23 protein-coding genes and 1 pseudogene are annotated in these 25,800 nt (G+C 71.5%); 17 read left to right on the top strand and 7 right to left on the bottom strand.

The features are described from left to right. Window position 1 precedes the first annotated feature (1 nt). Genes glgA through L3i22_RS36365 form a run of 3 tightly spaced genes read left to right on the top strand, consistent with a single transcriptional unit; the run spans window position 2 to window position 3,817 of the window. Complete coding sequence (gene glgA, locus L3i22_RS36375; protein ID WP_221322004.1) at window positions 2–1,195, top strand: glycogen synthase; 1,194 nt, start codon at window positions 2–4, stop codon at window positions 1,193–1,195. After that, a complete protein-coding gene (locus L3i22_RS36370; RefSeq protein ID WP_221322003.1) occupies window positions 1,192–2,802 on the top strand; it encodes a glycoside hydrolase family 10 protein in 1,611 nt (536 codons plus the stop codon). Before glgA ends, L3i22_RS36370 begins: the two co-directional genes overlap by 4 nt. Window positions 2,803–2,806: 4 nt before the next feature. Continuing rightward, the gene (locus tag L3i22_RS36365) at window positions 2,807–3,817 is read left to right on the top strand and encodes a hypothetical protein (protein ID WP_221322002.1); all 1,011 of its coding nucleotides are present in this window, start codon (window positions 2,807–2,809) and stop codon (window positions 3,815–3,817) included. 33 nt (window positions 3,818–3,850) lie between these two features. Here L3i22_RS36365 and L3i22_RS36360 read toward each other — a convergent pair whose 3' ends face one another. Both L3i22_RS36360 and L3i22_RS36355 read right to left on the bottom strand, forming a co-directional pair. Further along, the gene (locus tag L3i22_RS36360; RefSeq protein WP_221322001.1) at window positions 3,851–4,243 is read right to left on the bottom strand and encodes a hypothetical protein; all 393 of its coding nucleotides are present in this window, start codon (window positions 4,241–4,243) and stop codon (window positions 3,851–3,853) included. A gap of 9 nt (window positions 4,244–4,252) precedes the next feature. Beyond that, window positions 4,253–5,881: an ABC-F family ATP-binding cassette domain-containing protein gene (locus L3i22_RS36355; RefSeq protein ID WP_221322000.1), complete on the bottom strand. Its 1,629-nt coding sequence runs from the start codon at window positions 5,879–5,881 to the stop codon at window positions 4,253–4,255. A gap of 70 nt (window positions 5,882–5,951) precedes the next feature. On the opposite strand from L3i22_RS36355, the gene L3i22_RS36350 reads away from it, so the two are divergent. Beyond that, window positions 5,952–7,523, top strand: a complete 1,572-nt coding sequence (locus tag L3i22_RS36350) for a GGDEF domain-containing protein (protein WP_255657431.1) — start codon at window positions 5,952–5,954, stop codon at window positions 7,521–7,523. Window positions 7,524–7,556: 33 nt separating this feature from the next. Here the strand turns inward: L3i22_RS36350 and L3i22_RS36345 are convergent, their stop codons facing one another. Then, window positions 7,557–8,372 (bottom strand): PhzF family phenazine biosynthesis protein, encoded by an 816-nt coding sequence (locus tag L3i22_RS36345; RefSeq protein ID WP_221321999.1) that lies wholly within the window; start codon window positions 8,370–8,372, stop codon window positions 7,557–7,559. Window positions 8,373–8,485: 113 nt separating this feature from the next. On the opposite strand from L3i22_RS36345, the gene L3i22_RS36340 reads away from it, so the two are divergent. Continuing rightward, complete coding sequence (locus tag L3i22_RS36340) at window positions 8,486–9,910, top strand: sigma 54-interacting transcriptional regulator (protein ID WP_221321998.1); 1,425 nt, start codon at window positions 8,486–8,488, stop codon at window positions 9,908–9,910. Between the two features lie 2 nt (window positions 9,911–9,912). Next, window positions 9,913–11,865: a VWA domain-containing protein gene (locus L3i22_RS36335; protein ID WP_221321997.1), complete on the top strand. Its 1,953-nt coding sequence runs from the start codon at window positions 9,913–9,915 to the stop codon at window positions 11,863–11,865. Window positions 11,866–11,872: 7 nt separating this feature from the next. Here L3i22_RS36335 and L3i22_RS36330 read toward each other — a convergent pair whose 3' ends face one another. Both L3i22_RS36330 and L3i22_RS36325 read right to left on the bottom strand, forming a co-directional pair. After that, window positions 11,873–12,829 (bottom strand): AraC family transcriptional regulator, encoded by a 957-nt coding sequence (locus tag L3i22_RS36330; protein ID WP_221321996.1) that lies wholly within the window; start codon window positions 12,827–12,829, stop codon window positions 11,873–11,875. Between the two features lie 95 nt (window positions 12,830–12,924). Further along, a complete protein-coding gene (locus tag L3i22_RS36325; protein WP_255657430.1) occupies window positions 12,925–13,548 on the bottom strand; it encodes a maleylpyruvate isomerase family mycothiol-dependent enzyme in 624 nt (207 codons plus the stop codon). A gap of 938 nt (window positions 13,549–14,486) precedes the next feature. Between L3i22_RS36325 and L3i22_RS36320 the strand changes: the two genes are divergently transcribed. From L3i22_RS36320 to L3i22_RS36270, 11 genes are all read left to right on the top strand, one after another. Then, window positions 14,487–15,455 (top strand): RNA polymerase subunit sigma-70, encoded by a 969-nt coding sequence (locus L3i22_RS36320; protein WP_221321994.1) that lies wholly within the window; start codon window positions 14,487–14,489, stop codon window positions 15,453–15,455. Between the two features lie 188 nt (window positions 15,456–15,643). Continuing rightward, a complete protein-coding gene (locus tag L3i22_RS36315; RefSeq protein ID WP_221321993.1) occupies window positions 15,644–16,267 on the top strand; it encodes a CDP-alcohol phosphatidyltransferase family protein in 624 nt (207 codons plus the stop codon). Beyond that, entirely contained in the window at window positions 16,264–17,235 is a 972-nt protein-coding gene (locus tag L3i22_RS36310; RefSeq protein ID WP_370644268.1) for a DUF881 domain-containing protein, read from the top strand. The genes L3i22_RS36315 and L3i22_RS36310 overlap by 4 nt, the downstream gene beginning before the upstream one ends. Next, window positions 17,232–17,564, top strand: coding sequence for a small basic family protein (locus tag L3i22_RS36305; RefSeq protein ID WP_221321992.1), 333 nt, complete (start codon window positions 17,232–17,234; stop codon window positions 17,562–17,564). The genes L3i22_RS36310 and L3i22_RS36305 overlap by 4 nt, the downstream gene beginning before the upstream one ends. Window positions 17,565–17,607: 43 nt before the next feature. Continuing rightward, complete coding sequence (locus L3i22_RS36300) at window positions 17,608–18,561, top strand: DUF881 domain-containing protein (protein WP_255657429.1); 954 nt, start codon at window positions 17,608–17,610, stop codon at window positions 18,559–18,561. Between the two features lie 14 nt (window positions 18,562–18,575). Next, the gene (gene gcvH / locus L3i22_RS36295; RefSeq protein ID WP_221321991.1) at window positions 18,576–18,959 is read left to right on the top strand and encodes a glycine cleavage system protein GcvH; all 384 of its coding nucleotides are present in this window, start codon (window positions 18,576–18,578) and stop codon (window positions 18,957–18,959) included. A 208-nt stretch (window positions 18,960–19,167) separates the two neighbouring features. Continuing rightward, window positions 19,168–19,620 carry an FHA domain-containing protein gene (locus tag L3i22_RS36290; RefSeq protein WP_221321990.1) on the top strand — a complete coding sequence of 151 codons (453 nt, stop codon included), beginning with the start codon at window positions 19,168–19,170 and terminating at the stop codon, window positions 19,618–19,620. A gap of 68 nt (window positions 19,621–19,688) precedes the next feature. Next, on the top strand, window positions 19,689–20,357 hold the full coding sequence (locus L3i22_RS36285) for a MerR family transcriptional regulator (RefSeq protein WP_255657428.1): 669 nt from the start codon (window positions 19,689–19,691) through the stop codon (window positions 20,355–20,357). Window positions 20,358–20,482: 125 nt separating this feature from the next. Next, window positions 20,483–20,947: a bifunctional nuclease family protein gene (locus L3i22_RS36280; RefSeq protein WP_189330985.1), complete on the top strand. Its 465-nt coding sequence runs from the start codon at window positions 20,483–20,485 to the stop codon at window positions 20,945–20,947. Window positions 20,948–21,204: 257 nt separating this feature from the next. Continuing rightward, the gene (locus tag L3i22_RS36275; RefSeq protein WP_221321988.1) at window positions 21,205–21,753 is read left to right on the top strand and encodes a MerR family transcriptional regulator; all 549 of its coding nucleotides are present in this window, start codon (window positions 21,205–21,207) and stop codon (window positions 21,751–21,753) included. Then, complete coding sequence (locus L3i22_RS36270; protein ID WP_221321987.1) at window positions 21,743–24,019, top strand: excinuclease ABC subunit UvrA; 2,277 nt, start codon at window positions 21,743–21,745, stop codon at window positions 24,017–24,019. The genes L3i22_RS36275 and L3i22_RS36270 overlap by 11 nt, the downstream gene beginning before the upstream one ends. On the opposite strand, the pseudogene L3i22_RS36265 reads toward L3i22_RS36270, so the two are convergent. Together L3i22_RS36265 and L3i22_RS36260 are read right to left on the bottom strand one after the other, a co-directional pair. Further along, window positions 23,985–25,217 (bottom strand): annotated as a pseudogene (locus L3i22_RS36265) (MFS transporter). The gene L3i22_RS36270 and the pseudogene L3i22_RS36265 overlap by 35 nt on opposite strands. Next, window positions 25,214–25,795 carry a helix-turn-helix domain-containing protein gene (locus tag L3i22_RS36260; protein ID WP_221321986.1) on the bottom strand — a complete coding sequence of 194 codons (582 nt, stop codon included), beginning with the start codon at window positions 25,793–25,795 and terminating at the stop codon, window positions 25,214–25,216. The pseudogene L3i22_RS36265 and the gene L3i22_RS36260 overlap by 4 nt, the downstream one beginning before the upstream one ends. Between the last annotated feature and the right edge of the window lie 5 nt (window positions 25,796–25,800).

Genomic DNA, 25,800 nt, shown 5'->3' with positions numbered 1-25,800 from the left:
CGTGGCTCTCCGTGTGGACCTTCTGACCCGTGAATACCCGCCGGAGGTGTACGGCGGTGCCGGCGTGCACCTGGAATACCTGACCAGGGACCTGCGGCGGCTCGCCGACGTGCGGGTGCACTGCTTCGGTGCGCCGCGTACCGAGGAGGGCGTCACGGCGTACCCGGAGCCCGCCGAGCTGGCCGGCGCCAACGCCGCGCTGCGCACCATGGGGGTGAACCTCGCGATGGCCGACGGCTGCGCCGGGTCGAGCATCGTGCACAGCCACACCTGGTACGCGAACTTCGCCGGGCACACCGCGAAGCTCCTGCACGGCATCCCGCACGTGCTGACCACGCACAGCCTGGAGCCGCTCCGCCCGTGGAAGGCCGAGCAGCTCGGCGGCGGTTACGCGCTCTCCTCGTTCTGCGAGCGGACCGCGATCGAGCACGCCGACGCGATCATCGCGGTGAGCGCCGGGATGCGGCGGGACGTGCTGAAGGCGTACCCGACGGTCAACCCGGACAAGGTCCAGGTCGTCTACAACGGCATCGACACCGCGCTCTACGCCCCCGATCACGGCACCGACGTGGTCGACCGGCTGGGCATCGACCGGAACCGGCCGAGCGTGGTCTTCGTCGGGCGGATCACCCGGCAGAAGGGCCTGCCGTACCTGATGCGGGCCTGCAAGGACCTGCCGTCCGACGCGCAGATCATCCTGCTGGCCGGGGCCCCGGACACCCCGGAGATCGCCGCCGAGGTCACCGCCCTGGCCGACGAGCTGCGCGCGTCCCGGGACCCGCAGGGCGTCATCTGGGTGCAGGAGATGCTGCCCAAGGCCGAGGTCATCCAGGTCCTCACGCACGCCACGGTCTTCGTCTGCCCGTCGATCTACGAGCCGATGGGCATCGTCAACCTGGAGGCGATGGCCTGCGAGACCGCGGTCGTCGCCTCGGCCACCGGCGGCATCCCCGAGGTCGTCGCGGACGGCGAGACCGGTCTGCTGGTCCCGCTCGAGCAGGCCGGGGACGGCACCGGCACCCCGCTGCAGCCGGAGAAGTTCGTCGCCGACCTGACCGCCACGCTCGCCCGGGTCCTCAACGACCCGCAGCTGGCCGAGCAGATGGGCAAGGCCGGCCGGCGCCGCGCGGTCGAGCACTTCAGCTGGGCCCGGATCGCCGAGGACACGCTGGACGTCTACCGGTCGGTGCTGTGACCGGGGTTCAACGTCTCCGCCTCGGGCTGCTCCTGTCGGTCGTCCTGATCGCCGCGCTGGCGATCGGCGCCGGGCTGGTCCGGGCGGCGTTCTACCAGGCCTCCGCGGCCGCGCCGGTCAACGGTGGCGCGGGCGCGGTGGCCGGGACCACCGGGCAGTGCGCCGGGCAGCCCGCCCGGGCCACCCGGGAGCTGCGCGGCATGTGGCTGACCACGGTCTACAACCTGGACTTCCCCAGCAAACCGGGGCTCAGCGAGGACAAGGTCAAGTCCGAGTACGAGAAGTGGCTCGACCTGGCCGTCGCGCAGAACCACAACGCGATCTTCGTGCACGTGCGGCCCAGCGGGGACGCGTTCTGGCCGTCCGCGTACGCGCCCTGGTCGAACTGGCTCACCGGCCGCTTCGACGGGAAGTCGCCGGGCTGGGACCCGATGGCGTTCATGGTCTCCGAGGCACACGCGCGGGGGCTGGAGTTCCATGCGTGGTTCAACCCGTACCGGGGAACGCAGCCGGCCCCGAGCGGCGTCGGCACCGACGCCGCCAAGCTCGCGCCGAATCATCCTCTGCGTCTGCACCCGGAATGGCGGGTCGCCTATCCGAAGGGCAAGACCGGCCGTTTCTACTTCGACCCGGGAATTCCCGAGGCGCGTAAGTTCGTCGAGGACTCGATGCTCGAGGCGGTGCAGAAGTACGACGTCGACGGCGTGCACTTCGACGACTTCTTCTACCCGTACCCGGAGGGCACGAACGAGGACTTCCCGGACGCCGCCTCGTTCAAGAAGTACGGCGCCGGCAGGTCCAAGTCCGACTGGCGCCGGGAGAACGTGAACGTCCTGGTCCAGGAGATGCACGACCGGCTCCAGCAGACCAAGCCGTGGGTCAGGTTCGGGATCAGTCCGTTCGGCATCTGGCGCAACAAGGCCACCGATGTGAAGGGCTCGGCCTCCAACGGGCTGGAGAGCTACGACACCATTTACGCCGACACCCGGAAATGGGTGCAGTCCGGCTGGCTGGACTACATCGCGCCGCAGTTGTACTGGACGATCGGGTTCGACAAGGCCGATTACACCACCATGCTGAAATGGTGGACGGCGCTGACGAAGGGCACGAACGTCCAGCTCTACATCGGCATGGCGGACTACCGGGTGGGCGAGAAGAACGACTGGAGCAAACCCACCATGCTGAGCCGGGAGATGACCCTCAACCGGCAGCTCGGCGCGCAGGGCGAGATCCACTTCAGCGCCACCCAGGTGCGGGACGACAAGCTCGGCGCGGTCACCCGGTACCGCAAGGCGTTCTACAACTCCCCGGCGCTGCAGCCCCGGCTGGCCCGGCTGACCGCGGCCGCCCCGGCGACGCCCCAGCTGACCGCCGTCCGCCGCGACGCCACCGGCAAGCTGATCTTCACGCAGAGCGGCGTGGCCACCACGAACTGGGCGCTCTACCGCACCACCGGCGGGCCGGCCGGCCTGGTCGCCACCGGTCGCGCCGGCGCCGAGATCGCCGATCGGTACCCGGTCGCGAACGGCACGTACTGCCTGAGCGCGGTCGACCGCAACGGCAACGAGAGCCCGCTCAGCCCGGGGTTGACCGCCCCAGTAGCGTGATCGGATGTTCGGAAAGAATGTCGTCAAATACGCCGACGTCCTGGTGGCCGCGCACGCCGCCCGGGACGCCGACCGGTTCCACGAAGCGTTGCAGGGCCTGGCGAAGACCACGCCCAGGTCGGCACCCGAGCAGGTCGGCGCGGCGCTGACCCGGATCGCGCCGGTGCTGGCGAGCATCCCGTTCGGGATCGGCAGCTCGCTGGCCCAGCTGGCCGGCGGGATGGCCGGCGAGAGCGGCGAGATCGAGGCGATCCTGCCGGTGCTCACCACCCGGGCGATCGAGGTCCTGGCCGCGGCCGAGCAGTTCCGGCAGCTCGTCGGCGACGACGATCAGCTGCCCGACCCGGAGGACGAGGCCGCGATCGGCCCGGTCCTGGCGAGCCTGCCGCCGGAGCACCGGCTGGCCGGCGAGGCGTGGTTCACCGCGAACGACTGGGTGCAGCCGGTGCTGTTCCTGTCCCAGCGCCACGACGTGCGGGCCGCGCTGCCGCAACGCGCCGAGCTGACCGCCGCGGTCGCCGCCGCCGCGGAGTACTTCGACGCCGCGCAGTGGCTGCACGGCCTGCTCCAGGTCCTCGACGACGAGACGCTGCTGGTCGTGGCCCGCGCCTCGGGCCGCGCGTTCCGGGTCACGATCGCCGGCATCGGCGACAACTTCCAGCTGCACACGCTGCTCGCGGCGGCACTTCCCGCCGAGGTGCTGCCCGGCTCCGCGCCCAGCCCGGCCGAGGTCGCCGCCGCGTCCACCGGTGGGATGGACGTGCCCGGCGGCATCAGCGGCAACTTCAACCTGGCCGACGCGGACGGCGCCTGGATCTGGAACGAGGGCCGGCCCGCCGACATCCCGCACCTCGACGGCGTCCGCGTGGCGGTCGTCGATCCGGCGCCATACACCCGGAGCTGGAACGTCGGCCGCGCCTACCCGCTGATGATCCCGTCGGTCCAGGTCACCGCCGAGCTGCCGGCGGCCGAGGCGGCCGCGCTCCTGGCCAGGATCAAACCCGCGGCCGGCTGACCGTCGTCGTGCGGCTTGGCACGCGTGCTCTGATCAGGCGACCTGGCAGTAGAGCTTGCGCCGCGACCGCGCCAGCGCGGCCACCGCGTCGAGGACCCGCCGGGCCAGCGCCGGGTCCAGGGTCTCCCCGTCCTTCGCGCGGGCCGCCACCCACCGCCGGGTGAGGTCGCCGAGGGCGGCCGGGTTCGCTGCGGCGAGGGCCTTGGCGAGCCGGGGCAGGAAGGCCAGGATGATCGGCGACACCTCGTCGTTGACCTGCTCGGGCCCGTCCACCTCGTCGCCCGACCGGTCGAGCAGCAGGCTCTCCCACTCCTCGAGGGACGCGAAGACGTCGAAGCCCTCGAACCGCACCGCGTCGCGGCCGGGCCCGGGCTCCTCCGCCGCGTCGTCGTCGGCGGCCGTGTAGAAGGTGATGATCGTGCTCACTCCGTCAACCTAGCCGGTGACCCGGCCGTCGCCGACCTCGAGGTGCCGGTTCGTCTGGACCGCCGCGAGCATCCGTCGGTCGTGGGTGACCAGCAGCAACGTCCCGGTGTAGCCGGCCAGCGCGGATTCCAGCTGCTCGATGGCCGGCAGGTCGAGGTGGTTGGTCGGCTCGTCGAGGACGAGCAGGTTCACCCCGCGGGCCTGCAGCAGGGCCAGCGCGGCCCGGGTGCGCTCGCCGGGGGAGAGCGACTCGGCGGGGCGCATCACGTGGCCGGACTTCAGGCCGAACTTGGCGAGCAGCGTGCGCACGTCGGCGTCCGCCCAGGTCGGCACGGCGTCACCGAACGCGCGGACCAGCGACGACGACCCCAGGAACAGCCCGCGCGCCTGATCGACCTCGCCGACCACGACCCCCGGGCCGAGGTGCTGGGTCCCGGAGTCCAGGTCGAGCCGGCCGAGCAGGGCGGCGAGCAGCGTCGACTTCCCGGCGCCGTTCGCCCCGGTGATCGCGACCCGGTCGCCCCAGTCGATCTGCACGGTGACCGGGCCGAGCGTGAACGACCCGCGCCGCACGACCGCGTCCCGCAGGGTCGCCACCACCGCCCCGGCCCGCGGCGCGACCGCGATCTCCATCCGGAGCTCCCACTCCTTGCGGGGCTCCTCGACCACGTCCAGCCGCTCGATCATCTTCTCGGTCTGCCGGGCCTTGGCGGCCTGCTTCTCGCTGGTCTCGCCGCGCTGGCTCTTGGCGATCTTGTCGTTGTCGGGCGCCTTGCGGCGGGCGTTGCGCACGCCCTTGTCCATCCAGGCGCGCTGCGTGCGGGCGCGTTCGAGCAGGTCCTCCTTCTTGTCGGAGTACTCCTCGAACTGCTCCCGCGCATGCGAGCGCGCCCGTTCCCGCTCCTCGAGGTAGGAGCCGTAGCCACCGCCGTACAGATGGGTCTGGTTCTGATGAAGATCCAATTCAAGGACCTTCGTCACGGTACGGACGAGGAACTCCCGATCGTGACTGACCACCACGACGCCGGCCCGCAACCCCTCGACGAACGTCTCCAGCCGGGCCAGCCCGTCCAGGTCGAGATCGTTGGTCGGCTCGTCCAGCAGGTAGATGTCATAGCGGCTGAGCAGCAGCGACGCCATCCCGGCCCGGGCCGCCTGGCCGCCGGAGAGCGCGGTCATCGGCAGGTCCAGGTCGAGCTTGAAGTCGGTCTCCAGCGGCGCGGCCCGCTCGTCCAGGTCGGCGCCGCCCAGGTCGAGCCAGCGTTCCAGGGCCACCGCGTACCGGTCGTCGGCGCCGGCCGTGCCCACGGCCAGGTCCTCGGCGGCGGCGTCCATCGCGATCTGGGCCGCGGCGACGCCGGTGCGGCGGGCGAGGAAGTCCCGCACGGTCTCCCCGGCGCGCCGTTCGCGCTCCTGCGGGAGATATCCGACGTTCGCGGTGGGCGGGCTGAGCGTGACGCTCCCGCTCTCCGCGGCCAACAACCCGGAGAGGGTACGGAGGAGCGTGGTCTTCCCGGCCCCGTTCGCCCCCACCAGGCCGATCACGTCGCCCGGCGCGACCACCAGGTCGAGCCCGGTGAAGAGGTTGCGGTCGCCGTGCCCAGCGGCGAGTTCCCGGGCGATCAGTGTGGCGCTCATCAGGGCGCATCCTACGCAGTGCCCGCGCCGGAACCTTCATGACGGCGGGTCACCGGCCGATCACCCTTTTGTGACGAGGCTGGCATACGGGCGTGAGACCGCTGCCGCGATCCGCCGGGACTGGGCCATGCTCGCCGCGATCGCGGCGTTCGTGCTGGCCGGCGTGCTGCTGGTCGTCGTCGGGAACCCCAACTCGCAGGTCCGGATCTTCTGGCTGGCGCAGCCTCCGCTGGACTTCCTGCTGATGTACTCGTCCTGGCAGGTCTTCCGGGTCGCCAAGCACCCGATCCGCCGGTTCTGGCGTCTGATGGGCATCGGCTCGTCGCTGTTCCTGTTCGGCGACACCGTGCAGGCGGTGCTCGCGTTCACCCGGCAGGGCCAGTGGTCCACGGCCGGCGGCACGGTCCAGTCCGCCTGCTTCGCCTCCGGCCTCGCGCTGATCATCGTGGCGATGCTGATCCACCCGCACCCGAACCGCACCCGGCGGGAGTCGCTGGCCTTCTGGCTGGACTCGGCCACCGTCCTGGTCGGCGGCGTCGTGGTGGCCTGGTGTTTCCTGATCAACCCGGCCGACATGGACCAGGGCGCCAGCCTGATCGGCACGCTGGCGGGCGGCGCGGTCGCGCTCACCTCCTCGTTCGCGACGGTGAAGATGGTGCTGTCCGGGAACGCGCCGATGAACAAGGCGGCCGCGTTCCCGATGATCTTCTCGGCGATCGCCAGCAGCGTCGGCCTGTTCGTCGCCCCGCCCGGCGCGAACGGCTCGCTGCCCGCGATCGTCTACGTGGTCCGGCTGACGCCGTCGCTGCTGATCGCGCTCGGCCCGCGGATCCAGGAGATCATCGCCCAGTTCGACGAGGCGCCGTTCGGGTCGCGGCGGCGCAAGCCGTACAGCCTGCTGCCGTACGGCTCGATCGTGGTGGTCTTCCTGACCCTGGTCTACGCGCTGCCGCACGAGGCGAGCGGCAAGGGCGTGAACGCGCAGCTGTGGGGCGTGGTGGCCGGCTTCGGCGCGATCATCGCGCTGGTGGTGGCCCGGCAGCTGGCCGCGTTCCACGACAACACCCGCCTGATCGACCAGCTCGACACCACGCTGTCCGAGCTGCGCGAGCACGAGCAGCGGCTGCGGCACCAGGCGCACTACGACGAGCTGACCGGCCTGGCGAACCGCGCGCACTTCCGCGAGGAGACCACCAGCGCGCTGGAGGACGCCGAGACCGTGCCGGGCAGCGTCGCGCTGCTGCTGGTCGACCTGGACGGCTTCAAGGCGGTCAACGACACCCACGGCCACCAGGCCGGCGACCTGCTGCTCGCCGGGGTGGCCGAGAAGCTGCGCCAGTCGGTGCGCTCCGGCGACCTGGTGGCGCGGCTCGGCGGCGACGAGTTCGCGGTGCTGCTGCGCCACTGCACGGTCCGCGACGCGGAGCTGACCGCGCAGCGGATCCTGCGGTCGATGAAGGACCCGATCGACGTGGGCGACATCGCGGTGCACGCGAACGCCAGCATCGGCATCGCCTGCGCCGAGGAGCGGGACGACGTGCGCACCCTGCTCCACGACGCGGACATGGCCATGTACGCCTCCAAGCACCAGGGCAAGGGCACCTGGAACCGCTACCAGGACGGCATGGCCTTCAACGCCTGAGCCCAGCCGGCGCCGCGCCTCCCGGCGTGGAGATCACTCCGCCGGGATCGGCACCGCCCGCCCGCTGACCCGGACACCGGGCTCGCCGGGGACCAGGCGGACCGTGATCCGGCTCGGACGGCCCAGGTCGTCGCCCTGCCGCAGACCCAGGGTCGCGTCGTCCGGGACCAGGCCCAGCTCGCGCAGGTACCCGCCGAGGGCGGCGGCCGCCGCGCCGGTCGCCGGGTCCTCGTAGACGCCGCCGATCGGGAACGGGTTGCGCACGTCGAAGCTGTCCGGACCGGCCCGGAACACCAGCTGCACCGTGGTCCAGTCCCGGTCGGTCATCAGCGCCTTCAGGGCCGGCACGTCGTAGTCCAGCTCGGCCAGGCGCTTGCGGCTGCCGGCGGCGATCACCGGGTGGAACGCCCCGGCGTAGGCCACCCGGGGCGGAAGCTCCGGGTCGAGGTCCTCGGCCGACCAGCCCAGCGTGGTCAGCAGCGCGGCCAGATCGGCGGCCGGCAGCTCGGCGACGGCCGGCGGGACACTGGTCAGCGTGGCGACGCCGGTGGTGTCGACGATCACCGGAACCTCGCCGACGTTGGTCACGAACCGGTGCTCGCCCGGGCCGAGCGCGACCGCCGTCGCCACGGTCGCGTGGCCGCAGAACGGGATCTCGGTCAGCGGGCTGAAATAGCGCACCCGGTACCGCTCGCCGGCCCGCTCGGTGACGAAGGCGGTCTCGGAATAGCCCAGGTCAGCCGCGATCCGGAGCATGTCCGCGTCGGTCAGGCCGGAGGCGTCGAGGACGACCCCGGCCGGGTTGCCGCCGGACGGGGAATCGGTGAATGCCGCGTACCGCTCAATCATGGGACCAAGCGTGCCGCGCGGCCGCCGCCGCGGGTAAGAGCCAATCTCGCGGCCCTGGCCGCGTTCCCGATCACAGTCGCCGGTTGTCCGATCTCCGGAGTAGCGTTCCAGCGGTGACTGAGGGTCCTACCGCGATCTCGTTCGAACCTCCCGCCGACCTGCCGCGCACCCTGGGCGAGCTGCGTGCCACCGGGCACGAGTTCCGCACCGTCAAGGAGGAGCTGCGCGACAACCTGCTCCAGAAGTTACGCACCGGCGAGCCCCGTTTCCCCGGGATCGTCGGCTATGACGACACCGTGCTGCCCGAGGTCGAGCGGGCGCTGCTCGCCGGCCACGACATGGTCCTGCTCGGTGAGCGCGGCCAGGGCAAGACCCGCCTGATCCGCTCGCTGATCGGCCTGCTGGACGAGTGGACGCCGTTCATCACCGGCTCCGAGCTGCACGAACACCCCTACCACCCGCTCACCCCGGGCAGCCGCCGGCTGGCCGGCGAGACCGGCGACCTGCTGCCGATCTCCTGGCTGCACCGCTCCGAGCGGTACGGCGAGAAACTCGCCACCCCGGACACCAGCGTCGGCGACCTGATCGGCGACGTCGACCCGATCAAGGTGGCCGAGGGCCGGGCCCTGGGCGACCCGGAGACCATCCACTTCGGCCTGGTCCCGCGGACCAACCGGGGCATCTTCGCGGTCAACGAGCTGCCCGACCTGGCCGAGCGGATCCAGGTGTCGCTGCTCAACGTGCTCGAGGAGCGCGACATCCAGGTCCGTGGCTACCAGCTGCGGCTGCCGCTGGACGTGCTCCTGGTCGCCTCGGCGAACCCGGAGGACTACACCAACCGCGGGCGGATCATCACCCCGCTCAAGGACCGGTTCGGGGCGGAGATCCGTACCCACTACCCGGTCGACCTGGAGCTGGAGACCGCCCTGGTCCGGCAGGAGGCGGCGCTGGTCGCGGCCGTGCCGGAGCACCTGATCGACGTGCTCGCGCGGTACACGCGGGCGGTCCGCGAGTCGTCGTCGGTGGACTCCCGCTCGGGCGTCTCGGCCCGGTTCTCGATCGCCGCCGCCGAGACCGTGGCGGCGTCCGCGCTGCGCCGGTCCGGGCTGCGCAACGAGCGGGAGGCGGTGGCCCGGATCTGCGACACCGTCTCAGTCACGTCGACGCTGCGCGGGAAGGTCGAGTTCGAGAGCGGGGAGGAGGGCCGGGAGACCGAGATCCTCGGTCACCTGCTCCGGGTCGCGACCGCGGAGACGTTCCGGGCCCGGCTCGCCGGCCTGGACCTGTCCGGCTTCACCGATCTGGTCGCCGAGGGCGCGATCATCGAGACCGGCGACCTGGTCAGCGCGGACGAGCTGCTCGCCCAGATCGGCACGGTCCCGGGCCTGGCCAAGGTCCTCGACCGGCTCGGCCTCGGCGACGCGCCGAGCCCCGGGCAGGCCGCGTCCGGCATCGAGTTCGTCCTGGAGGGGCTGCACCTGACCAGACGGCTGGCCAAGGAGCTGACCGACGACGGCCGCACCCTCTACGGGAGCTGAACATGCCTCGCAACGTCTTCCGCTATGGAGCGTGGCAGGACGGGCCCGATCCGCTCGCCCCGCCCTACGACGTGCGCGCGGCCGTGGACGAGATGGGCGAGCGGGTCATGCAGGGGGACAGCCTCCGGGATGCCCTGCGTGACCTGATCCGCCGCGGTCCGCGCGACGGCCGTGGGCTGGAGAATCTGCGGGACCGGGCGCGCCGGCTCCGCAAGGAGGCCCTGCGCCGGGGCAACCTGGACGGGGCGGTCACCCGGGCCCGGCAGCAGCTCGACCAGGCCCTGGCCGCCGAGCGGGACACGTTGAGCGCCCGCGACGACATGGACGCGCGGTTCAACGAGGCGGTCCTGGACAATCTGCCGCGGTCCACCTCGCAGGCCATTGCGGAGTTGTCCGAGTACAACTGGGCCTCGCCGGAAGCGCGAGCCATCTACCAGCAGATCCTCGACGGCCTTCGGCAGGAGGTCGTCGAGCAGCGCTTCGCCGGGATGCGCAACGCGCTGCAGAACGGGGACTTCGCCGAGGTCTCGGCGATGATCGGCGACCTCAACCAGCTGCTGGAGAAACACGCCCGCGGCGAGGACACCGACGACGCGTTCCGCGAGTTCATGGAGAAGCACGGGCGGTTCTTCCCGGACGACCCGCAGAACATCGACGAGCTGATCGACTCGCTGGCCCGCCAGGCCGCCGCGGCCGAACGCCTGATGCGGTCGCTGAGCCCGCAGCAGCGCGAGGAGCTGCAGAGCCTGATGGACCAGGCGCTCGGCGACGGCCCGCTGCGCGGTCAGCTGAACGAGCTGACCGACAATCTGCAGGCGCTGCGCCCCGGCATGAACTGGGGCCGCGGCGAGCGGATGCGCGGGGGCGAGGACCTCGGCTACGGCGACGCGGCCGAGGCGCTCGGCGAGATCGGTGACCTGGACGAGCTGATCGACCAGCTCGGCCAGGAGCATCCGGGCGCCACCCTGGACGACGTCGACGTCGACGCGGTCGAGCGCCAGCTCGGCCGGTCCGCCGCCGACGACCTGCGCCGGCTGCGTGAGCTGGAGCGGGAGCTGCGCCGGCAGGGCTGGGTGGAGCGCGACGGCGACGGGCTCACCCTGTCGCCGAAGGCGCTGCGCCGGCTCGGCCAGACCGCCCTGTCGAAGATCTTCCACGACGTCAAGGGCAAACGCGGCGAGCACGACGTACGCGACGCGGGCGCGGCCGGCGACCTGATCGGCTCGTCCCGGCGCTGGGAGTTCGGTGACGACCAGCCGCTGGACGTGGTCCGCACGATCGGCAACGCGGTCCGCCGCCGCGCCGCCTCACGTGGCACCGCGACCCTCCCGGTGCGGCTGGAGCCGGACGACTTCGAGATCGCCGAGACCGAACGACGGTCCTCGGCGGTGGTCGCGCTCTGCGTCGACCTGTCCTACTCGATGTTCGCCGACGGCCGCTGGGGCCCGATGAAGCAGACCGCGCTGGCCCTGTCGCACCTGGTCGCCACGAAGTATCCGCAGGACGCGCTGCAGATCATCGGCTTCGGGAAGTATGCGATGACCCTGTCGCAGGGCGAGCTGGCCGGGACCGAGCCGACCATGGAGAAGGGCACGAACCTGCAGCACGCCCTGAAACTGGCCGGCCGGCACCTGCGGCGGCATCCCGGCGCCGAGCCGGTGGTGCTGGTCGTCACGGACGGCGAGCCGACCGCCCACCTGGAGGAGGACGGCGAGGCCACGTTCTGGTGGCCGCCGACGCCGGAGACGGTCCGGGCCACCGTGCGCGAGGTCGACCTGCTCACCCGGTACGGCGCCACGATGAACGTGTTCATGCTCGGCGAGGACCCGGGCCTGCAACGGTTCATGGACGCGGTGGCCCGGCGCAACGGCGGCCGGGTGTTCAGCCCGGACGCCGCCGAGCTGGGCCGCTACGTGATCGACGACTACGTGCGGGCCCGGCGGGGCCGGGGCTGAGCGGCGGTCACCCGCGCAGCGTCTCCGAGGGCGGGACGTCGTACCGCTCCCGGTAGGCGGCGGCGAACCGGCCCAGGTGGGTGAACCCGTAGCGGTACGCCACCTGGGCCACCGTCGTCGTCCCCGGGTCGGCCGCGCGCAGGCCGTCGTGGACCAGGGCCAGCCGGATCTGCTTGAGATAGGTCATCGGCGGCATCCCGACGTACCTCGCGAAGCTCTGCTGCAGTGCCCGGGAACCCACCCCGGCGATACCGGCCAGGTCGGCCACCGTGAACGGACGGCCCGGCTGCGCGCGCATCGCCTCGACCACCCGCCGGATCGCGCCCGGCGCGGCCAGCGCCGGGCTCTGCCGTTCCAGCGGCCCCCGGTACTTGTGGTCGGTGGACAGCAGCAGGCCGGTGATCAGCGCCTCCTTCATCCGGGCGCCGATCACCGGGTGCCCGGTCAGCCCGTTCGGCCCGCTGGCGTCGGCGGTGATCAGCCGGACCAGGCGGGCCCAGCTGGCGCCCGGCCCGCTCCGGGTGTCGAGCACCTGGCCGAGGTCGACCGGGCCGCGCACCGGGCGATCCAGCATCCGTTCCAGCTGGGTCTCCAGGTCGGCCCGGCCGATCTTGACGGCGAGGATCCGGCAGTCGCCGTCCCAGCTGTCCACGACGGTGTCGCCGACCGGCTGGAACAGCGCGGCGCCCTGCCCGGCCCGGGCCCGGTTCGGCTCGTCGCGGCCCTGGTGGAAGGCCATCGCCCCGGTCAGCGGCAGGTTCACGTGGTAGGCGCCGAGCTCGCCGGCCCGGACCCGGACGTCCACCCCGAAGTCGAGGTCGCCGAGGGTGACCGACTTGCAGCCACCGACCGCGAAGCGGGCCGTCCAGTCCTTCTTCGGACGGAGCACCTCCACGTCCATCGTGTAGAAGGCCTGGCGCAGGACCTCCCGAGCTTCCTCCACATTGGTCAAATGAGTTGTCATCGCGTGCACGCTCAACAGCTTGACCGGTCAGTTGACACCCTGCCAACCGGTGTTGAATGCGCCTCACTGTGCCTGATCGGGCGGTTTGCCCTCGGTCATTCGGTGTATCGGGCGGCGGAACCCCCACTCAGCAGACCGGCCGGCAGGGCGCGGCCGCAGACCAGCATCAGCAGGTCCTGGGCCCGGCCGTGCACCGGCTCCCCGTCCCCGAACGCCCAGTCGAGATCGGTCGCGATCAGCCGGACGCCGGACAGGTCGGTGCCGAAGTAGCCGATGGTGCGCGGGGTCATGCCGCCGAGCACCACCGCCATCCGGTCGGCCGGAACGGTCCGTTCCGGGAACAGCGCAAGAGTGATGTCCAGCCCGTGGATCACATCGTGCGACAGCGCCCCGGCGAGCCCGCCACCCGGCGGCGACCACGGGTGATCCACGTTGTCCCGCAGCCCGGCCACCAGCTCGGCGGCACTCATCGCGGCGGCATCCCGGCGCGCGGTCCGGTCGGCCATCCGATCGAACTTCCCACCGGATCTCGCCAGGTCGAGGAAGAATCGCGGCGGCGACGTCCGGAACGGATAGGTGATGTGCGCGACCACCTCCCGCACCCGCCACCCGGCACACAGCGTGCCGGCGTCCCACTGCTCCGGCGCCAGCCCGCCGAGCATCTCACTCAGCTCGGTCCGCTGCGCGGCGATCTCGGTGCGCACCTCGGTCTCCATCATCGGTCCCTCCTCAGGCGCCTGCGGCGCGCTTCGGAAAGACATACGGCTGCGGCTCCGCCGATTAATCGGTCCAACATTTCTTCGGTACGGCGTGAAGCCCCCGTGCCGCGCCGCCCGTGCCGCGCCGCCCCGCCGTGCCGCGCCGCCCCGCCGCGCCGCCCCGCCGTGCCGCGTCGCCCGTGCCGTGTCGCCCGTGCCGTGTCGCCCGTGCCGCGTCGCCCGTGCCGTGCCGCCCGTGCCGTGCCGCCCGTGCCGTGCCGCCCGTGCCGTGCCGCCCGTGCCGTGCCGCCCGTGCCGTGCCGCCCGTGCCGTGCCGCCCGTGCCGTGCCGCCCGTGCCGTGCCGCGTCGCCCATGCCGCGCGGTCCCGGTCCCGGCTGGTTGTCATGGCTGTTCTGGGCGCCTTCAACGACCGTGAGCACCAGCTCGCCGGACTCGGCTGGTCGTGAGAGCTGTTCGATCGTGTCGGGGCAGCCCTGAGTACCAGCCGGGGAGCTTGCGCCGTCGGCGGAGCGCGCCTACGGCGTACCTCCGAAGCAACCGCAATCGGCAACCTCCGTCAGCGGCGGCCGCAGCCGTGAGCACCAGCGGGCGGTGCCTGGCAAGCAAACAGCGGGTAGGCCGCAGCCGTGACCGGTCGGCAGTGGCGGGTCGGCAAAGCTGGCAGCGGGTAGGCCGCAGCCGTGACCGGTCGGCGGTGGCGGGTCGGCAAAGCTGGCAGCGAGCAGGCCGCGGCCGAGGGCGGCGGTGCGTTGCCTACCACGTTTCGGCGGGCGCCGGGAGTTATCCACACTGGCGCTCTGTCCACAGGCCGCCGGAACGATCATGAAAATTCGGTCAGAATGGGTCTGGGTCGTCCCCCCGGTGGTGGGTGGGGGACTGTTCTGTTCGGGGCGGGCCTTGCGACATACCAGGGAAGGGCCAGGCATAAGGTCAGGGCGTGGAGGAGGCGCTGGCGGGGCTGCGGACCGAGCTGACCGGCTACTGCTACCGCATGCTCGGCTCAGGGCACGAGGCCGAGGACGCCGTCCAGGAGACGTTCGAACGGGTCCTGCGAGCCGCCGACCGCTATGACCCCGCCCGCGCCTCAGTACGCACCTGGGCCTACCGAATCGCCACCAACGTCTGCGTCGACCTGCTGCGCGGCGCCGCACGCCGGGCCCTGCCGATCGACCTGAGCGTGCCGTCGAGGGCCGGCGAGCCGTTCGGTGCCCTGCTGCCGCCTGGCGCCGAGGTGCGCCCGGTGCCGGATCGGCTGGTCCTGGACCTGGCGCAGGACCCGGCGACGCTGGTCGTGCAGCGCGAGAGCGTGCGGCTCGCGTTCGTCGCGGCGCTGCAGCATCTGCCGCCCCGGCAGCGGTCGGTGCTGATCCTGCGGGACGTGTTGTGCTGGCCGGCTGCCGAGGTCGCGGTGCTGCTGGAGACGTCGGCGGCGTCGGTGACCAGCGCGTTGCAGCGGGCCCGGGCCACGCTGCGGACGGTCGCGCCGCGCCCCGGTGACGTGCTCGATCCGTTCGACGTGGCGCAGAAGGAGCTGCTCGCGCGGTACTGCGCGGCGTTCGAGAGCCACGACGTGGCCGGGCTCGTGGCGCTGCTGCACGAGGATGCGACGACGTCGATGCCGCCGTTCGCCTGGGGGTTGCGCGGGCGGGATCAGATCGGCCTGGCGATGGCCGCGCCCGAGGCGGCCTGCGAGGGCCATCGGCTGGTTCCGGTGGCGGCCTCGGGCCAGCCCGCTTTCTGGCAAATGCGACCTGAGGGTACGGAATATCAGCCGTTCGCCCTGGTGATGCTCGACATCGTGGCGAACCGCGTGATCAACACCACGACGTGGCTGGAGACGGGTGGGTGGCGGCTTCCGTCGCCGGTGGCGCCGTCGTTGTGGCCGCTCTTCGGGGACGTGGGCTGACGCCGTACGGCGCAATGCCGTTGATCGTGATTCTGCCGGGTCTGGGCAGGTGCCTAGCCTCCTAGGATGGATTAGGGGGTGTGGCGAGCGTGACTGGGCGGCGGCGGGCGGTAGGCAGGTGGTTATAGTGCTCGGCGAGCGGAAAGCGACAGACCTGTCGCACCAAAGGGGGAGAGGAAGTCGTGGCGATGTCGCAGCAGCCTGCGCCGTCCATCGAGACCTCCGACCGGATCTTCACGATTCCGAACGTGATCAGCTTCTTCCGGTTGCTCGGGGTCCCGCTCTTCCTCTACCTGCTGCTCGGCCCGCATCACGACATCGCCGCGGTGATCGTCCTGGCGATCGGCGGCACCACCGACTGGGTGGACGGCTACGTCGCCCGCCGGATGAACTCGGTGTCCCGCCTCGGTGAGCTGCTCGACCCGTTCGCGGACCGGCTCTACATCCTGGCCACCCTGGTCGGCTTCACCATCCGCGACGTCGTGCCGTGGTGGCTGACCGGCGCGCTGCTGCTGCGTGAGGTGGTGCTCGGCGTCGCGCTGCTGGTCCTGCGCCGGCACGGGTACGGTCCGCCCCCGGTGCACTACGTCGGCAAGACCGGCACGTTCGTGCTGCTCGCCGCGTTCCCGGTGATCCTGCTGGCCAGCGCGGTCCCGTCGATCGACAGCTGGGCGCAGCCGATCGGCTGGGGCCTGGCCTGGTGGGCGCTCGGGCTGTACTGGGCGGCCGGCGCGCTCTATCTGGCCCAGGCCGCGCGTCTGCTGCGCGCCGACCGGGCGGGCCCGGGCACGCCCCGGGCGGTCGCACCGTGACGATCCCGGCCACTCCTGACCGAAAGTCGTCGACCCCGGATCCGGACGGTACCGCCGCGGGCAAGCGGACCTACGGCCCCGACTTCCTCACCGCGCTCTTCCAGAATCCGCTGGACCCCGGGTACGCGGACGCCGCCGCCCGGCGCGCCGCCGGGCACGGCCGGACCGGCGCCCGCAAGCGCGCCACCCGGGGCTTCGCCTCGGTCACGCTGGCCGCGATCGGCTTCCTGCTGGTGATCGGCTACCAGCAGACGGTGGCCGACGAGCCGAGCCGGACGCAGGCCCGGGACTCGCTGGCCAAGCAGGTGGAGAGCCGCCGCGAGCAGACCGAGCAGTTGCAGGCCCGGGCCGACGTGCTCGCCGATCAGGTCGACAAGCTGCGCGAGCAGGAGCTGGGCAGCGCCGCGATGGCCGGGATCGACAACCTGGAGGCGGCGACCGGGCTGGCCGCGGTGCACGGCTCCGGGGCGAAGATCCGGCTGGCGGACGGGCCGACGTCGGTGGACGCGGTGACCGGGGTGCGCGGTACCGAGGGCCGGGTCAAGGACACCGACCTGCAGCTCGCGGCGAACGCGCTGTGGGCGGCCGGGGCCGAGGCGATCGCGATCAACGGGCAGCGGCTGACCGCGACGTCGACGATCCGGCAGGCCGGCGAGGCGATCCTGGTCGACACGCGGCCGGTGACGACGCCGTACGAGGTGATCGCGCTGGGCCCGGCCGACCTGGCCGCCGACTTCCGCAACGGCTACGCCGGGAAGTTCTTCGAGAGTCTGGCGCAGACCTATGGCATGTCGTTCGAGTCGGCCAAGGTCCGCGACGTCACCCTGGACGCGGCGCCGGAGCTGAAGCTGCGGTCGGCGTCGCCGAGCACCCCTCCGCCCGCTCCGTCGGGCGCCTCGTCCGTGTCCGGCTCCGGCGCCCCCTCGGGGTCGGTGCCGTCCGTCTCTGGATCGGAAGGCGGCCGATGATCGCCGTACTCGCCCTGCTCGTCGGTGTCCTGCTGGGCATCGTGTTCCACCCGTCGGTGCCGCTGGAGCTGGTGCCGTACCTGCCGATCGCGGTGATCGCGGCGCTGGACGCGGTGTTCGGCGGGTTGCGCGCCAAGCTGGACGGGATCTTCGACGACAAGCAGTTCGTGGTCTCGTTCATCTCGAACGTGCTGGTGTCCGCGCTGATCGTGTACGTCGGTGACCAGCTCGGCGTCGGCAGTCAGCTGTCGGTCGGCGTCGTGGTCGTGCTCGGCGTGCGGATCTTCGGTAACGTCGCGGCGATTCGCCGGCATCTCTTCCGGGCGTGACGGCCCGTATCCGATCTGTCGGGCAGGACAACGTGGGGACTCGATGACCGACCGCGAGGACAGCGACCGCGACGAGACGGTGCCGGGCTTCGGCCTGCCCACGGCGGGACGCAAGCCGCCGGCCGTGGACGTGCCGGAGAGCGCCGGGGGCGACGCCGAGCCGGCCGAGGCCGAGGACACCCGGGTGGGTGACGTGACCGTGGAGGAGATATCGCCCACGTCACCCGTTGCGTCGATGCCCGACACGCCCGAGCCTGCTAGCGCCGAAAGTGATCTTGACCGCAGCGCCGCGAAGGAACGGAAACCGGGCCTGAAACGTCCGGCGCCGGCCGGGACGCTGATCTGGGTGCTGCTCGCGCTGCTCGGCTTCACCCTGGTGGTGCAGCTGCGCAGCAACGACGCGGACAGCGGGCTGTCGACCATGCGGCAGGAGGACCTGGTCCAGATCCTGAGCGATCTGGAGGCCCGGGACAGCCGGCTGAACACCGACATCGAGAGCCTGGAGCGGACCCGGCAGCAGCTCACCTCGGGCGTCGAGGGCCGTCAGGCGGCGCTCGAGGAGGCCGGTAAGCGAAGCCAGGAGCTGGGACTCCTGGCCGGGACGATCGCCGGCCGCGGCCCCGGGCTGGACATCGCGATGGACAAGGTGAAGGCGTCCGACGTGCTGAACACGGTGCAGGAGCTGCGCGGCTCGGGCGGCGAGGTGATGCAGATCAGCGGGGTGAACGGCACGTCCGTACGGATCGTCGCGTCCACGTATTTCGTCGATGCGGCCGGTGGTGGGATCCTCGCCGACGGTGACCGGCTGACCGGTCCGTTCCGGCTGCTCGTGATCGGTTCTCCGGAGACGATGAGGACGGCGCTGCAGATCCCGGGCGGGGTGGTGGCGTCGGTGAAGAGCGACGGCGGTAGCGTGACCATGGATTCGCGCTCCATGGTCGAGGTGACCGCGGTGCGCAAGGCTACTGCCTTGCAGTACGCACGTCCGGTTTCGTGACTACGGAGGAAGTGTTGATTCCTGAGGATCTGCGGTACACCGCGGAGCACGAGTGGGTTGCCGTCGGTGACGGCGATGGTCCCGTGCGGGTGGGGATCACCCACTTCGCGCAGGACGCGCTCGGCGACATCGTCTACGTCCAGCTGCCCGACGAGGGTCGCGAGCTGGACGCCGGCGAGTCGATGGGCGAGGTCGAGTCGACCAAGAGCGTTTCGGAGATCTACGCGCCGATCGCCGGTACCGTGGTGGCCCGCAACGCCACCCTGGGTGACGAGCCCGAGCTGATCAACGCCGAGCCGTACGCGGCCGGCTGGCTGATCGAGATCGCCCCGGCCGACCCGGCGTCTCTGGACGGGCTCCTGGACGCGGATGCGTACCAGGCGCTCATCGAGAACTGAGGGATCGACCCGGATCTTCCGGCTTGCCCGCGAGTCTGGTTGCCCTGCGATATTGGCGCTGACTAGGCTCGCGGGGCACATGTAGAACTGTTATTCCTTTGAAACCGACCAACATAGTCGTGCGTCGGGCCTTGATGGCCTCGGTGAGGTCGCAACATCATGACCTTGCCGGTCGAGGCGACGACCAACTGATCCGTGAGGTGGTCCGATGACGCGCCCAGACGACGAGTTCCCCCCGCTCGACGTCACGTCCACGCTGAACCTTGGCGCCCTTGACGAGGTGCTCGAGGGTCCGGACACCGACGTGGTACCCAGCCGGATGTCCGGCTCGCTGCCGCCCGGCATGGCTCTGCTGGTGGTCCGCCGCGGGCCGAACGCGGGCGCCCGGTTCCTGCTGGACCACGACGTGACGACCAGCGGACGGCACCCGGACAGTGACATCTTCCTCGACGACGTGACGGTTTCCCGTCGCCACGCCGAGTTCCACCGTGACGGGGGCGTGTTCACCGTGCGCGACGTCGGTTCGCTCAACGGTACGTACGTGAACCGTGAGCGGGTCGAGGCGGCGACGCTGAGCAACGGCGACGAGGTCCAGATCGGCAAGTTCCGTCTGGTGTTCATCGCCGGCCCGCGGCCGGAGGGCGAGGGCGGCCGGGCGTGAACCCGTCGGGGGCGGCCGCACGCGACCCGGGGGCTTCGCGCCCCCAGGGCGGGCGCGAGAGTGCGCTGATGAGCATCGGGGAGGTGCTGGCCCATCTGCGTTCGGAGTTCCCCGACACCACGATCTCGAAGTTGCGGTTCCTGGAGGCGGAGGGTCTGGTCGACCCGCAACGCACCGCCTCCGGGTACCGCAAGTACTCCTGGAACGACGTCGCCCGGCTGCGTTTCGTGCTGACCGCCCAGCGGGATCAGTACCTGCCGCTGCGGGTGATCCGGGAGCAGCTGGACCGGATGGAGCAGGAGCCGGTGGTCCCGCAGCGGCCGACGCTGGTGGCGGTCGGCACGCAGCGGGCGGCCGATCCGGCCGATGCCCGCATCCCCAAGGACGATCTGGTCGAGCGGACCGGGATCGACGAGGCGCTGCTGGCCGAGCTGGAGCAGATCGGCCTGGTCGTGGCGCGCCCGCCGGGGTGGTACGACCCGGACGCGGTGATCATCGTCGAAGCCGTGGTGGGTCTCACCCAGTTCGGTCTCGAGGTGCGTCATCTGCGCGCGTTCAAGAACTCGTCGGACCGTGAGGTCGGCCTGTTCACCCAGTTGCTGGCGCCGATGGTGCGCCAGCAGGACCCGGCGGCCCGGGCCCGGGCCACCGACACCGCCCGTGAGCTGCAGGCTCTGTCGCAGCGGCTGCACGCGGCGCTGGTGCGCACCGGATTGCGCGGCGAACTGGGTCGTTGACCCGGTGTCGGCCTACCCTGTGCGGGGTGTCCCGCGCGGGGCGGATCGGCTTGGAGTGCGTGTACCGTGCAGGGTAAGGGGCGGGCCGTCTGGGGGCGGCGACAACAACGAACACGGAGGCGGCGGTGCGCGAGCTGAGCGTGGTCGGGGTCCGGGTGGAGCTGCCCAGTAACCAGCCGATCGTGTTGCTGCGAGAGGTCGACGGCGACCGGTATCTGCCGATCTGGATCGGTGCGGTGGAGGCGACCGCGATCGCCTACGAGCAGCAGGGTGTGAAGCCGGCTCGGCCGCTTACCCATGATCTGCTGCGGGACATCCTGGCGGCGTTGCAGCAGCCGCTGAAAGCCGTGGAGATCACGGAGCTGAAGGACAACGTCTTCTACGCGGATCTGCTGATCGGGGACAACCTGCGGGTCTCCGCGCGGCCGAGTGACTCGATCGCCCTCGCGCTGCGGGTGGGTGCGCCGATCCGGTGCGCCGATCAGGTGCTCACCGAGGCCGGCATCGTCATCCCGGACGAGCAGGAGGACGAGGTCGAGAAGTTCCGCGAGTTCCTGGACCAGGTGCGGCCGGAGGATTTCGCCGGCTGACGCCGCCTGGCGCCGGTCGGCCGCGGCCGGAAACGGTTGATGTTTCTGGCCGTGTCGCTGCCGGAAACGCCGGGAAGAGACGGAAAACCCCCCGACGCGCCGGAGAGTAACGGCGTGTCGGCGTGTCGCTCGTCCGAACGCGGCGTGTCGTGCGGTTACCTCCATGTTTCACCCGCGACTGAGATATACGCTCGTGAAGTCCAGGTGAACCGGCACCGCCCAGATCCATAGATCACGGGCAGCGGGGAGGTAGTCGCGTGCACGAGCAGCCTCTTGAAGGCCCACTCGTCGGCGAGGACGGCTCGGTCGGCTATCGCGGGGTGACGGCCTGCCAGGCGGTCGGCATCAGCTACCGCCAACTCGACTACTGGGCGCGCACCACGCTGGTGGTGCCGAGCGTGCGGGACGCTTCCGGGTCCGGCACGTCCCGCCTCTACTCCTTCCGGGACCTGGTCGTTCTCAAGGTGGTCAAGCGTCTGCTGGACGCCGGGGTCTCGCTGCAGAACATCCGCCGGGCGATCGACACGCTGCGCTCGCACGGGGTGGAGGACCTGGCCGGGATCACGCTGATCTCGGACGGCACCACGGTCTACGAGTGTCGCTCCCCGGAGGAGGTCGTCGATCTGCTCCAGGGCGGCCAGGGCGTGTTCGGCATCGCGATCGGCGGCGCGTTCAAGGAGATCCAGGGCTCGCTGTCGCATCTGCCCGCCGAGCCGGCCGCGCCGCAGCCGGTGAACGAGCTGCCCGAGGAACCCGCCGCGGGCGACGAACTGGCCGCCAGGAGGGCTCGCCGGCGTGCAGGCTGACCCCGACCCAGAGCATCCGACCCCCGGCCGGCACGACCTCATCCAGGTTCGCGGGGCGCGTGAGAACAACCTTCGCGACATCTCGCTCGACATCCCGAAACACCAGCTCACCGTCTTCACCGGGGTCTCCGGCTCGGGCAAGTCGTCCCTGGTCTTCGGCACCATCGCGGCCGAGTCCCAGCGGTTGATCAACGAGACCTATTCGGCCTTCCTCCAGTCGTTCATGGGCAGCCCGGCGCGGCCGGACGTGGACGCGCTGCACAATCTGAGCGCCGCGATCGTGGTGGACCAGGAGCGGATGGGCGCGAACGCCCGGTCCACGCTCGGCACGGTCACCGACGCGTACACGATGTTGCGGATCCTGTTCTCCCGGCTGGGCGCGCCGAGCGCCGGCAGCGCGCTGGCCTACTCGTTCAACGCCGAGGGCATGTGCCCGGCGTGCGAGGGGCTGGGCCGGGTGTCGAGCATCGACGTGGACGGCCTGGTCGACCGGGAGAAGTCGATCAACCAGGGTGCGATCACGGTCCCGAACTTCACCGTCGGCGGCTGGTACGTGCGCGGCTTCGCCGACTCCGGGCTGTTCGACCCGGACAAGCCGCTGCGCGACTTCAGCGAGCAGGAGTGGGACGACTTCCTCTACAAGCCCGCGGTCAAGCTGCGGATCGCCGGGGTCAACACGACGTACGAGGGTCTGGTCCTCAAGGTCCAGCGGATGTACCTGGCGAAGGAGCGGGAGTCGGCGCAGCCGCACATCCGTACCTTCATCGACCGGGTCGCCACGTTCACCACCTGCCCGGACTGCGCCGGCGCCCGGCTCAAGCCGGCCGTCCTGGAGTCCCGGATCGGTGGGCGCAACATCGCCGAGGCCGCGGCCATGCAGGTCAGCGACCTGGCCGAGTTCCTCGCCGGGGTCACCGAGCCGTCCGTCGCGCCGGTGGTCCGCGGTCTGCGGCACACCCTGGAGTCGCTGGTCGAGATCGGTCTGGGCTACCTGTCGCTGGACCGGGAGTCGGCCACCCTGTCGGGTGGTGAGGCGCAGCGGGTCAAGATGGTCCGGCACCTCGGGTCGTCGCTCACCGACATCACCTACGTCTTCGACGAACCCACCGTCGGCCTGCACCCGCACGACATCCAGCGGATGAACAGACTGCTGCTGCGACTGCGGGACAAGGGCAACACGGTCCTGGTCGTGGAGCACAAGCCGGAGACGATCGCGATCGCCGACCACGTGGTCGATCTCGGTCCGGGGGCCGGCCCGGCGGGTGGCCGGGTGCAGTTCGAAGGCGCGGTGACCGATCTGCGCGCTTCAGGCACTCTGACCGGTCGTTACCTGAGCCACAAGATCGCCCTCAAAGAGACTTGTCGCGAAAAATCCAGCACGCTGCCGATCCGCGGTGCGAACGCCCACAACCTGCGGGACGTCGACGTGGACATCCCGCTCGGCATCCTGACCGTGGTGACCGGCGTGGCCGGCTCGGGCAAGAGCTCGCTGCTCTACGGGTCCTTACCGAAACGCGCCGGCGTGATCGTCGTCGACCAGGCCGCGATCCGCGGCTCCCGGCGCAGCAACCCGGCCACCTACACCGGCCTGCTCGACGCCGTCCGGTCCGCGTTCGCCAAGGCTAACAAGGTCAAGGCCGCCCTGTTCAGCGCGAACTCGGAGGGCGCCTGCCCGAACTGCAAGGGCATCGGCCTGGTCTACCTGGACCTGGCGATGATGGCCGGTGTCGCCAGCGTCTGCGAGGAGTGCGAGGGGCGCCGCTTCACCGCCAAGGTCCTCGAGTACAAGCTGCGCGACCGGGACATCAGCGAGGTCCTCGCGATGCCGGTCAGTGCGGCCCTCGAGTTCTTCACCGAGAAGAACGCGCGGACGATCCTGGACCGGCTGGCCGCGGTCGGGCTCGGCTACCTGACCCTCGGGCAGCCGCTCAACACGCTCTCCGGCGGGGAGCGGCAGCGGCTCAAGTTGGCCGTGCACATGGGCGGGAGTCCGGCGACGTACCTGCTCGACGAGCCGACCAGCGGCCTGCACCTGGCCGACGTCGACCAGTTGCTGGCGCTGCTGGACCGGCTCGTCGACACCGGCAACACGGTGGTGGTGATCGAGCATCACCTGGCGGTGATGGCCCACGCCGACTGGATCATCGACCTGGGGCCGGGCGCCGGGCAGGACGGCGGCCAGGTGGTCTTCACCGGCACGCCGCACGAGTTGATCGCCAAGTCGGACACGCTCACCGCACAGCATCTTCGGGAGTATGTGAGCTGACCAGCGGCGGCGCCCCGCGGACGGCCCGGCTGAGCGTCCCGAGCACCGCGGTGAGCAGCATGAACCCGGACAGCGCCCAGACCGCGCCGATCGGGCCGACCCCGTCCAGCAGGAAGCCGGCGGCCAGCGAGCCCAGCGGCAGCACGCCCCAGGACAGCGCCATGCCGGCGCTGTTCACCCGGCCCAGCAGCTCGTTCGGCACCAGCGTGACCGCGTAGGTACCGATCACCACGTTCCACAGCGGGCCGACGAACGCGGTCGCGGCGCCGATCAGCCCCAGCTGCCAGGGCGCGCCGGCGACCGCGAACAGCGGCAGCAGCGCGGCCCACACCCAGTTCACCCCGATGATCACGGTGCGCGGCTGGAGATGCTTGTGCAGCCGGCCGGCGGCGATCGCGCCGAGCAGCCCACCGGAGCTGTAGACGCTGAGCATCACGCCGATCGCGGCCGGGCTCGCCCCGCGCTGCCCGGCGAGCACCACCAGGACCAGGACCAGCGCCTGGAAGACCAGGTTGCTCGCGGCGACCAGCAGGATCCCGGCGCGGATCAGCGGGAACCGCCACACCCAGCGCAGCCCGTCGGCCGCCGACCGCCAGAGCGGCTCCTTCGGCGGATTGTCGCTGCTCAGATCGCGGCGCACCCAGAGCAGCGCGGCGGCCGAGACCAGATAGGTGATCGTGTCCACCAGGAACGGCAGCGCCCGGCCGGCCGCGAACAGCAGGCCGCCGAGCGGCGGCCCGGCCAGGGTCGCGCCGCGGCTGCGGGCCTCGTTGTGCGCCATCGCGGTGGCCAGTTACTCACCCGGGACGACCCGCGGGAGGGCGGCGCGTTCGGCAAGACTGAAAAACGCGAAACACATTCCCTGTACGAACGCGACCGCGCACATCTGGCCCACACTCAACCGCCCGGCCCAGATCGCGAGCGGCACGGTCACCACCGCCAGGGCCGCGAGCAGCTCACTGACCAGCAGGATCCGGTGCCGGTTCCACCGGTCCACGAGCGCCCCGGCGGGCAGGTTGCCGACCAGGAACGGCAGCGTCCCGGCCGCCCCGACCAGCCCGGCGTCCCGCGGTGACCCGGTGGTGGCCAGCACCAGCAGCGGCATCGCGGTGCTGGTGATCGACGCCCCGAGCGCGGACACCACCTGCCCGGCCCAGAGCGCGGTGAAGTCCCGGTTGCGCCACAGCGAGGTGCTCATGCCTCGGCCCGCCCGTCGGGGCTGGGGAACGCGTTGAACAGGACGGTGATCGATCGGGCGCCGGGGCTGTCCTCGCCGGGACCGCGGTGCCAGGTCTTGAGGAACGCGATGTACTCCTCGGCGAACTGCTTCAGCTCGTCCGGGGTGAGCCGGGTGCTGCCGTACGAGTGCATGACGGCCTCGGCCCACTCGCCGAACGACTCGCGGTTGCGCAGGTAGTCGTCGAGCTCGTGCCGGCCGCGCTCGAACCACTGCCGGCCGACCTCCTCGGCGGCGGCCGCGACCGCGGGGTCGTCGGACCGGCGCGGCAGCCGCAGGTCCTGCGGGACGGCCTTCCAGAACCGCCGCCGCCCGGCCGACCGGCCGGTGTCCTCCTCGATGAACCCGAACCGTTCGAGCTGGCGCAGGTGATAACTGGTGGCCCCGCGGTCGGCGCCGAACTCGGCGGCCAGCTCGGCCGAGGTGGCCGGGCCCTCCCGCTGCAGCCGCGCGAGCATCTGTTGCCGCAGCGTGTGGGCCAGGGCTTTGAGGGAGTCCACGTCGAGAACCCGCGGCGCTCCCGGAGAGCGATCGGTCATGCATG

Origin of the sequence: Actinoplanes sp. L3-i22 (assembly GCF_019704555.1) — a bacterium.
In the GTDB taxonomy this organism is placed as follows: Bacteria; Actinomycetota; Actinomycetes; order Mycobacteriales; family Micromonosporaceae; genus Actinoplanes.
This window is presented reverse-complemented; position numbering and strand designations above follow the sequence as displayed.